The sequence below is a fragment of the Roseomonas sp. CECT 9278 genome, from assembly GCF_918698155.1.
GTDB lineage: Bacteria > Pseudomonadota > Alphaproteobacteria > Acetobacterales > Acetobacteraceae > Neoroseomonas.
Genome location: NZ_CAKKLX010000009.1, coordinates 136,179 through 145,053 on the forward strand (window position 1 = coordinate 136,179; position 8,875 = coordinate 145,053).

An 8,875-nucleotide genomic window follows, 5' to 3' on the forward strand; every position below is an offset into this window, starting at 1 on the left:
GGGTCGCTTAGCGAGCCGCAGCTTGGCACGGGGCCGGCATAGCTCAGTGGTAGAGCAACTGATTCGTAATCAGTAGGTCCGCGGTTCAAATCCGCGTGCCGGCACCAGTTAGACGCTCCGGGGGCACACCGGGGGCACAATCCTCATTCCGGTCGATCCGGCGGCAGCCGCCCCCGGCGGATGTTGCGCCATTGATCATTGATGTGGACCGTGTGGCGGTTCGGGCAATTGTCGGCGGTATACGTGCATGTTGGCAGCGCTAATCCCATTGGGCTTCGCGGTAGTTTCTCAGCTACCCAGCATCGTGGCGGAAAACGCTAGATCGACAGCGCCGTGGAATTTGGACGCGACCGTCTGCCATGGACCGAAGTGCACTGGCAGCATCCGCCAGCCACCCGCGCTGCGCGCCATGTAGCGGATCGCGTTCAGCACCTCGCGCAGATCGACCAAGGGCTTCCGGCCTCGACGTGACTGCTTCGGCAGCAGCGGCTCGATCCGCGCCCATTCCTCGTCCGTCAGGTCAGGCGGGTAGCGCTTCGTCTTCCGGCCAAGCTCGGCCATCCGGCCTCGGGTCTCTCGGGTCCACATCCCGAGTTTGAATCACCCCCGGTCGCGTCGCTCCAAGCCTTTCGCAAACGGTCACTGAAATGCCCAACCCCGACACCACGCAGCTCAGCCGGCGCCGCCCGACCGGCCGTCAGCACAACCCCCTCGATCCGCTGCTCACCGCGAGGTCAAGCACGCGCTCGGCATCCGCGCTGGTTCCGCGGTGCTCGTGACCCGTGCATGCCTCGATCAGCAGGCCGAGCTGTGCGGCATCAAGACGGAGCAAGCCGTCCCTAGCGAGTTGCCGCGCATGTTTGGCCGCCCGCTCGCCATGGCCGATGTCACGCCCTTCGTCCCAGCGCCGGCAGTCGTGCAGTAGCGCCAAGAGTTCGACGACCGCCGCATCCGCGTCCGGCGTCATGGCCGCGAGCGCCAACCCGTTCTCCCGCACCCGCAGCCAGTGCGCCGGCCCGTGAATGCCATTCAGGTCGAGCGCGTAGTCCGACAACACGTGCTCGACGAGCCAGGGCAGCACCGGCCGGCCCCAGGCGGTGATGCCGTCGCGGTAGGGCGCCGCGATCCCCAGCCGCTCCGCTCCCGCGAGGATGCCCTCGAGATAGCTCGGGCGAGGCTGGCCCGGCCGTTCCTCGCTGGCGACGTAGACCAGCGCCGGCGCGCCGCCGGCGTCGATCATCTCCTTGCGATAGAGGTTCGAGCGCACGCCTTCATGGCAGTCTAGCGCTCGCGCGCACTCCTCCGTCAGGTGTCAGACCAGGCCGGTCACCTCGGCCGCGTCATCCGGCAGGATGGTCGCCACGCCGCGGCGGTTGATGACGAAGCACCAGCCAGGGAGGCTCACCACCTCCCCGGCCACCGCCTGCGGGCACCGCTGCGCCATCTGCACGGCGCAGAGGTTCGACCCGTAGGCGACGTAGCGACGACGCTCGGCGCGCACCGTCCAGGCTCCCGCCGCGGCGGTTCGCGGAGCATATTCGCGAGTGGTGCACGCTCCGACACGCTCAGGTCCTTCTCCGACCGTGTGCGCATCATCGACGCCGCGTAGAGCTCCTTGCGCAGCAGCGGGCTGAGCTCCTCCTCCGCCCGGCGCAGCAGCAGCACCAGTTCGGCGAGGAGCGGCTCGGTGCCCGGCAGCCCGCGAGCGTAGCGCTCCAGCCAGCGCAGTTCGCGTTCGAGGAAGTGCTTCGCGCCGCGGCGATCGCCCTCCCGGTTCAGGCCAACGGCCTGGCGCATCGCGTCCGCCTGCCAGGCTGCGAAGGTCGCCTGGCTCCGCTCGACATCGCGCTGCTGCGCGTTGTTGTAGTGCCATGGGCGTGCCCGGTGCACCGGCCGGGCAGTGCAGGCGGAACACGACCCGCTTGGGGCTGTCGGGCAGCAGGGTGCCGACCAGAACCTCTATCGCGCCCGGCAGGACGCCCCCGCGCGGCATCGACTGCGCTGCGCGCAACCCATGCGCGTGCTCTATTGTGCACCGCAACCTAATGGGCGGCGATCATGTCATGAAACCGCGGAAAATCAGCGGTCCAAACGATTTTCGCGGTGCAATCGGTCCTGGAATCATGCCAATTAGAACGCTCATGTGTCGATCTGTGGCGCATGGCGCGGCCTGCTCCAACACCGGGGTCTGCCGCGCGGTTCGCATTCAGCCGGGAGATGATGGATGGCCACGGGTACATATTTTTCCACGTTGATGAATCCGTTCACGAACCCGGACGTGACCGTCGCCGCGTCGCCGACCGCAACCGTGAATGCCACCGTCAACGGCCCGGTGCTGAGCCCGGGCGAAACCTTCACGTCGCAGATCGCGATCGCCGGCTTCCCGGTGTCCGCGACCATCCAGTACCAGGGCCTCGTGACCGTGGCCGCGGAGGGTGGCGGCACGACCTCGGGCTTCTATGGAACCGTGGTGGGCGGACTGGCGAATGGGCAGACGGTCCTGTTCACCACCGGCAATCCCGAGGCGGGCGTGGTGCCCAACTTCTCCTCCGGCGACTTCACCGTCTGCTTCATGCCCGGCACGCTCATCGCGACGCCGCAGGGTGACCGCGCGATCGAGGAGCTGGCGATCGGCGACGAGATCCTGACCGCCGATGGCCGCACCGTCTCGGTCCGCTGGATCGGCCGCCAGACCATCGCCGCGCGCTTCGCCAATCCCGAGCGCGCCCTGCCCATCCGCATCCGCGCTGGTGCGCTCGGCGATGGCCTTCCTGTGCGCGACCTGCTGGTCTCGCCGGCCCATGCCATCCTGGTCGACGGCGTGCTTGCTCAGGCCGGCGCGTTGGTGAACGGCACCACGATCCGTCGTGAGGACGACGTGCCGGAGGTCTTCACCTACTACAACATCGAACTCGCCGAGCACGACCTGATCCTCGCGGAGGGCGCCGCGGCCGAGACCTTCGTCGACAATGTCTCGCGCGCCACCTTCGACAACGGCGCCGAACACGCGGCGCTGTATGGCGATGTCACGATCCCCGAGATGGACCTGCCGCGCGCCACCGCGCATCGGCAGATCCCGGCAGCGACGCGCCAGCGCCTGGCGGCGATCGCCGCCGGCATGGGCGAAGGCACCGCGGCCGCCGCCTGACGAGGGCGCGGCCCCGGCCGCTCCGCCGCCGCTGCCGATCGAAGCACAAGGCCCCGCCGTTCGCTCGGCGGGGCCTTTGCGTTCAGTGCCGGCGCATGGTTGCGGACCTACGCTGCCGCGGCCTCTCAGCGTGCCGCATGCAGCCCCGCCACCCCGCCGTGAAGCCGGTCGGGACCCCCGCCCGATCGCACGGGGATGCCGCGGCATGAGCCCTGCCATCGCCTCCGCGAGCCGCACCGCGGCCTGCGTGCCATCGACCAGTGGCACCGCCACACGCGGCTGCAGCAGCGGCGCGATGCCCGCCAGCGGCCCGCCGGCCAGGATGATGCACTCCGTCCCGTCTTGTTCCGCGCTGGACACGCAGCGACGCCAGCAGGTCCAGCCGGTCCTCCGCCACCCGCCCCGGATCGCCGCTGAAGGCGGGGCCCATGCGGAAGGCGGCGCAGCGTGCGCCAAGGCCGTGATGCGCCAGGCAGTCCTCGAACATCGGGCGCAGCGCGGCGGTGAAGGACACCACGCCGAAGCGCCGGCCGAGCATCGCGGCGGCATGGAAGGCGGCCTCGCTGATTGAGGACACGGTGACGGTAATCTGGCGCGAGGTAGGCAAGCCGACAGATGTCTACCCGCCCTGCGAGATACTGAAGGTCAGGAAGGCGGACGGCGTGACCGGTGTTCTCTATCTCGCGCCATCCGGCTACGAGGGCCGGAGCATACCCTTCGGGCGCTTTCTCACCCTGGCGAAGTGACCCAGACTTGCGGTCCGCCTTGGTGAGAAGAAATACCGCGAGCTTACAGAAGCTCAGTTCGCGGCGATGGATTTGGGTTGGTCAGAGTTCCTGCCCAGACGCTGACCATTGCCCGACGGGCACCGGTTTTTGCGGAGAACCACGGCATGAGTTCGTCGAAGTGGCTCTGCGGCAATCCGTCGACGAGGCGGGCGGCAGGTCAGTGAGTTACCGCTGCGGATCGACGCCGTTGAGCTTGCCAGTCTCGATCAGGGAGGCGATGGCGGCCGCGTCATTCGGCAGGATGGTCGCGACGCCGCGGCGGTTGATCACGAAGCGCTAGCCAGGGAGGCTCACCACCTCCCCGGTCACCGCCTGCGAGCACCGCTGCGCCATCTGCACAGCGCAGAGGTTGGACCCGTAGGTCACGTAGCGACGGCGCGCAGCGCTCAACGGCGCGGCTCCCGACGGAGCAGGTCGGCCAGTCGCAGGCCTGATCCGGACAGGCGCGACCATCGCCGCGACCGTGGCCATGGCATCGTAGAGCGTGATGTCGTATCTCACCCTTCCAGCGACGCATCGGCTTCCGCATGCTTCCGGAGGTGGCATTGAAGGAACATGACGGTAACCACGACGTGGATCTGAGAGTGGGCGCTCTGCAGGCGAAGTTCTCTCATGACGCCCTGCTCAATGGTACCTCCCTAGATCTCTACCGCGGTAGCGTCCTTGTCTTTCACCTGAAGTATCTTTGGCTTCGCCATGGGTTCGTACTGAACGATCAAGATGGCGGAGGCTGGGGTGAGGAGCGATTCGTTCCGTTCAGGCGCGCGCAGGTTGGCGAAGGGATCGCCGCTATCATCGGACTCGAGGCGGGCGGACCGGAGCTTTCCTTGCCTGGCGGGACCCGCGTTCCGCTCGGTGACCGGTTCGACCTAACAGGGTCACTGCGCGCCAACGTCCAGGGCGCGATCCTACTGGGACCGGCGGACCCGATCGCTGCACCGCTAGCCGCCCCCTCGCGCCTCGGCGCCACGCAAGCGGCCGCTTGGGACAACCTCGTCATCTCGGAGCATGGATTCTTCGTTGAAGGCTGGATCGATGACCGCTCCGCGCCGCTTGCTGGTCTCTCCTTCGAGGATCGCTCCATGGGCGAGCTGGTTGGCCTGCCCGCCTACCGGGTCCGCCGAGCCGATGTCGAGAATTACCTCCAGTCCACACAGCCCTACGAGTTCGGCATCTGGACCGCCGGGCGCCTTCGCCGCGGCTTCGAGCCCCAGGACCTCGGCATAGCCACCCTCGGTCCTCAAGGTGCGCAGCATACTGCCCAGTTGCCCGACCTGATCCGCAAGCCCGGCACTGAATTCCTCGACTTCCTGCTGGCGCATCTCGGCGGCCGCGAGTTGCTCGGTGAGCTCACTACGCGTTCGTTTGCGGACCTCGACGCCGGGCATGGCGCTTTTCTGGCTGCCCTACATGACGAGGTCGCTGCCACTCGCGCCATCCGGATCAAGGCGACATTCGGCCCGCGCAGCCCCGGCTGCCGGCTCAGCCTCGTCTGCGTGCTGCTCGGCATTCCCGACTTCCTCTACCTCCTGGTGTCGCAGTTCGCGCGCTTCGGCCCGCTCGACACCCTGGAGTTCGTCTTCGTCAGCAACAGCCCCGAGCTTGAGGAAGTTCTGGTCCGCGATGCGGAGCTCGCGAGCTTTGTGTTCGGCGCCCGCATCGTGGTCGTAAGCCTCAACCAGAACTGCGGCTTTAGCCATGCCAACAACGTTGGCGTGGCGGTCGCCCAGGCCGGTACGATCGGAATCATCAACCCCGACGTCTATCCGCGCGACGCTGCGGCGGTGGCCAACACCCTGCGCGTCGCGGAAGGTGGCCTCGGCAGCGACGTGGTGGGCGGCAAGCTCTACTATGCCGATGGCAGCGTGATGCATGAGGGGATGTTCTTTGCGCCGGACGTCAAGGTCTCCGCGCTCGCAGGCGCGCCAGTCTGGACCGTCGAGCATTTCCGCAAGGGCTTTCCCGACACCGCGGGGACAGAGCCACGCCGCGTCCCGGCCGTCACCGGCGCGCTGATGCTGATCGAGAGAGCGCTCTTCGAACGCATCGGCGGTTTCGATACCCGCTTCATCTCCGGATACTACGAGGATGCTGACCTGTGCCTGAGGGTGCGTCAGGCCGGCGGCAACGTCCGGCTCGATCCTGCCCTGGCCTATTGGCACTACGAAGGAATGGGGTCGGCGAAGCGACCGGCGCAGGCCGGAGCTCAGCTCTACAACCGGTGGCTCTTCACGCGCCGCTGGGGCGCGACGCTGGAGCGCGCGAACGATGTCTGACGCGCCGCGCATCCTGCATGTCGGCGCGCGGCACCCCGAGTTGTCGGAGGGCGACGCACCGCGTGCCGCGCACGACCTCTTCCTTGCCTCCCGCGCGGCTGGGCTCGACGCCGTCTTTCTTGCAGCCTGCGGCCCGAAGGACGTGCCGGCGCTGTTAAAGCCGGGAGCGGTCATCACCGGCTTCGACGCGCGCCCGCACGAGCATCTGTTCCTCGCCGACGGGGTCGAGGACACCTGGCACCGCAACCTGAGTCACCGTGCGCTGACGTGGTTCGCGGCCTTCCTGCAGGAGATGCGGCCCGAGGTGGTGCACGTCCATGACGTGACGACGATTGGCCTCGATGCGCTGTTGGTCGCCCGCCGCGCCTTGCCGGCGGCGCGGCTGGTGATGACGCTGCATGACTTCAGCCCGATCTGCCGGGCGGATGGGCTGATGGTGCGGCGTTCCGACGGCACGCTGTGCGAGCGCGCCTCCGCGCTGCGCTGCCACCAATGCTTCCCCGGGACCGCGCCAGAGATGTTCCGACTGCGCGAGGACTGGGTGCAGCACGCGCTGTCCGTGGTGGACGCGTTCGTCGCGCCGACCGACTTCGTCCGCCGCCGCTACCTGGCCTGGGGCCTGCCTGCGGAGAAGCTGCACGTCGTGCCGGACGTGCCACCGGCCTGCGCCGCCGCCCAGGACCGCGTGGCTATCCGCGAAACGCGCCCGGCCGAGCCGGCCAACCGCTTCGGTGTCTTCGGGACCCCGCTGGACGCGGCTTCGCTTGCCCTGCTGATTGATGCGCTCGAACTCTACGAAGCTGGGGACTCGCCGCCAATCACGGTTGAGGTCACCGGTGCTGGGCTGTGTGACGCTGCGCCCGATCTGCGCGCGCGCTTCAACGCCGCCGGCTCCGCGATGCGGAATCGTGTGCGGTTGCGCGATGCCGGAGCCTGCGCGGATGCGGAGCTGCCAGCGCGGATGGCTCGCGTCCATTGGGTGGTGCTGCCATCGGTGCGGTGGGAGGCCTTCGGCCGGCTGGCCTCATTCGCCTTCCAGGCTGGCCGGCCGCTGGTGTGCGGCAATATCGGGGGGCTGGCGGAGCGCGTCCGGCATGACGGCGACGGGCTGCTGTTCGAGGCGGGCGACCCGGCGAGCTTGGCGGCAACGCTGCGGCGCTGCGCGACGGAGCCCGGCCTGCACGCCCGCCTTGCCGCCGCCGCGCCTGCCGAGCCCGACGCGCTGGACGTTGTGCGGGTAAATCGCGCGGTCTACCGAGTGTAGCGCGGGGGCGTAGTCTGGGTGGCGCCAGTGCTGCCCGCCCGAGGGCATGCAGCACTGCAGGATTAGGCGGCTGGCTATTTCTTTCTCAGCACCGCGATGTGCTGGAAACCACTGAGAACGGAGACTTCCACCGCGGCCATTTCGAAATGTTTCTCGAACGTTCTTCTCCACCAAATGTCAGTCGAGAAGCTCTGCCGATAATACTCGTCACTTGGAATGAAGCCCTTCAGGTCGTTGCTCACGTCCTTGTCGAAGAAGCCGCCTGCGAGAACTCGCCGCAATTCGGATGGTCGCCGCGACAGATAAGAGATGCTGTTCGAGGTGCCATGGAAGGAGAGAAGTGCGAGGCCACCCGGTGCGAGCACCCTGGCGATTTCGGCAAGCCAAGCATCCGCATCGGGTTCCGTTAGGTGCGAAAGGACCGAACAGGCATAGATCAAGTCGAAAGCCGCGTCTGGCAGTTCGGTCGGCGGGTGCAGGCCCACCGTGTGGAAGGTGCCTCGCAGGTTCGCGTTGCACCAGGCGACGTTGTCGGAATCAATGTCGATGCCGGTGACGCGCGCGTCCGTCTCCTTGTTGAAGTGGCGGACAAGGCGGCCGCAGCCCACGCCCCAATCGAGCACGGATTTGGCCCCGTTTCGCACCTCGACGCCGAACTCCTTCGCGATGCCGCACAGGTTCTCGAAGGCTGTCTTGCCCCCGTTTAGGAACGACGGCTGGTTGGCGTTCGGGCTCGCGACGCGGTGGATGCGCGCCACATCCGGCAGACCACCAAGCATGCCGCTATGCGCGTAATTCCAGACATCGCGGAAATGTCGGTTCAGCCCGGAATAAGGCTCGTCGAAGACTATCGAGAGGCGCGCCCAGTCGCCCAGCGCGTTCGGCGCGAAGACGCTGCGGAAGCCACGTACATGGCCGGCTGGCATGAACCAGTGGCTGTAGGAGAAAACGCGATCCCGATGTTCGATCCGGTCCAGCTCCGTCTGTCCGTTGAGCAGGAGCCGAAACTTCGCATCTCGCGCGATGGATGCTGGAATCACGATTCCGATATCCGCGATCACCTGGTCGTTTGCGGGATAAAAGGCGTGGAGCGCCCATCTTCCCGCAGCCACGCCGTGCAGCATCTGGGGTAGCAGGCTGTCCGGGCCGTCGAAGTGCCGCAGAAATTCCGATGTGTCCACGCGCGCGACGGCGCGCGTGGAGAGATCGAGCCGCGTCAGACCATAGCGCCTAACATCGTCGAGGTTCGAAGACAGTACGTCGAGCGGCAACGGTCGTGTCCCATCGCGTGGTGTAGGAGCGATGATCGCTGGCGGGTTGGGCCGCCGTGTCATGCTGTCACGGCGGACAGGCTGACATGGGGAGTGTCGCTGACGGCGCCGATGGTTTCCAGGGTCAT

General features: G+C 67.4%; 6 protein-coding genes, 1 tRNA gene and 3 pseudogenes. 4 read left to right on the forward strand and 6 right to left on the reverse strand.

Going from position 1 to position 8,875, the window contains the following annotated elements:
- Window positions 1-32: 32 nt before the first annotated feature.
- Window positions 33-107: transfer RNA gene (locus LQ222_RS08770), tRNA-Thr, on the forward strand.
- 229 nt (window positions 108-336) lie between these two features.
- On the opposite strand, the pseudogene LQ222_RS08775 reads toward LQ222_RS08770, so the two are convergent.
- The 3 genes and pseudogenes from LQ222_RS08775 to LQ222_RS08785 all read right to left on the reverse strand — a co-directional run.
- Window positions 337-588, reverse strand: a pseudogene (locus tag LQ222_RS08775) (transposase); the annotation flags it as partial.
- 109 nt (window positions 589-697) lie between these two features.
- A complete protein-coding gene (locus tag LQ222_RS08780) occupies window positions 698-1,267 on the reverse strand; it encodes a hypothetical protein (RefSeq protein ID WP_230165840.1) in 570 nt (189 codons plus the stop codon).
- A gap of 45 nt (window positions 1,268-1,312) precedes the next feature.
- Entirely contained in the window at window positions 1,313-1,501 is a 189-nt protein-coding gene (locus tag LQ222_RS08785; RefSeq protein WP_230165842.1) for a gamma-glutamylcyclotransferase family protein, read from the reverse strand.
- A 723-nt stretch (window positions 1,502-2,224) separates the two neighbouring features.
- Here LQ222_RS08785 and LQ222_RS08790 point away from each other — a divergent pair.
- Window positions 2,225-3,148 (forward strand): Hint domain-containing protein, encoded by a 924-nt coding sequence (locus LQ222_RS08790; protein WP_230165844.1) that lies wholly within the window; start codon window positions 2,225-2,227, stop codon window positions 3,146-3,148.
- A gap of 237 nt (window positions 3,149-3,385) precedes the next feature.
- Here the strand turns inward: LQ222_RS08790 and LQ222_RS26345 are convergent.
- Together LQ222_RS26345 and LQ222_RS26350 are read right to left on the reverse strand one after the other, a co-directional pair.
- A pseudogene (locus LQ222_RS26345) lies at window positions 3,386-3,604 on the reverse strand (aspartate/glutamate racemase family protein); the annotation flags it as partial.
- A 31-nt stretch (window positions 3,605-3,635) separates the two neighbouring features.
- Window positions 3,636-3,686, reverse strand: a pseudogene (locus LQ222_RS26350) (hypothetical protein); the annotation flags it as partial.
- Window positions 3,687-4,463: 777 nt separating this feature from the next.
- Here LQ222_RS26350 and LQ222_RS08805 point away from each other — a divergent pair.
- Both LQ222_RS08805 and LQ222_RS08810 read left to right on the forward strand, forming a co-directional pair.
- Window positions 4,464-6,212 (forward strand): glycosyltransferase, encoded by a 1,749-nt coding sequence (locus tag LQ222_RS08805; protein ID WP_230165849.1) that lies wholly within the window; start codon window positions 4,464-4,466, stop codon window positions 6,210-6,212.
- Complete coding sequence (locus LQ222_RS08810) at window positions 6,205-7,476, forward strand: glycosyltransferase (protein ID WP_230165851.1); 1,272 nt, start codon at window positions 6,205-6,207, stop codon at window positions 7,474-7,476. The genes LQ222_RS08805 and LQ222_RS08810 overlap by 8 nt, the downstream gene beginning before the upstream one ends.
- A 74-nt stretch (window positions 7,477-7,550) precedes the next feature.
- Here the strand turns inward: LQ222_RS08810 and LQ222_RS08815 are convergent, their stop codons facing one another.
- Window positions 7,551-8,747 (reverse strand): class I SAM-dependent methyltransferase, encoded by a 1,197-nt coding sequence (locus LQ222_RS08815; protein ID WP_230165853.1) that lies wholly within the window; start codon window positions 8,745-8,747, stop codon window positions 7,551-7,553.
- Between the last annotated feature and the right edge of the window lie 128 nt (window positions 8,748-8,875).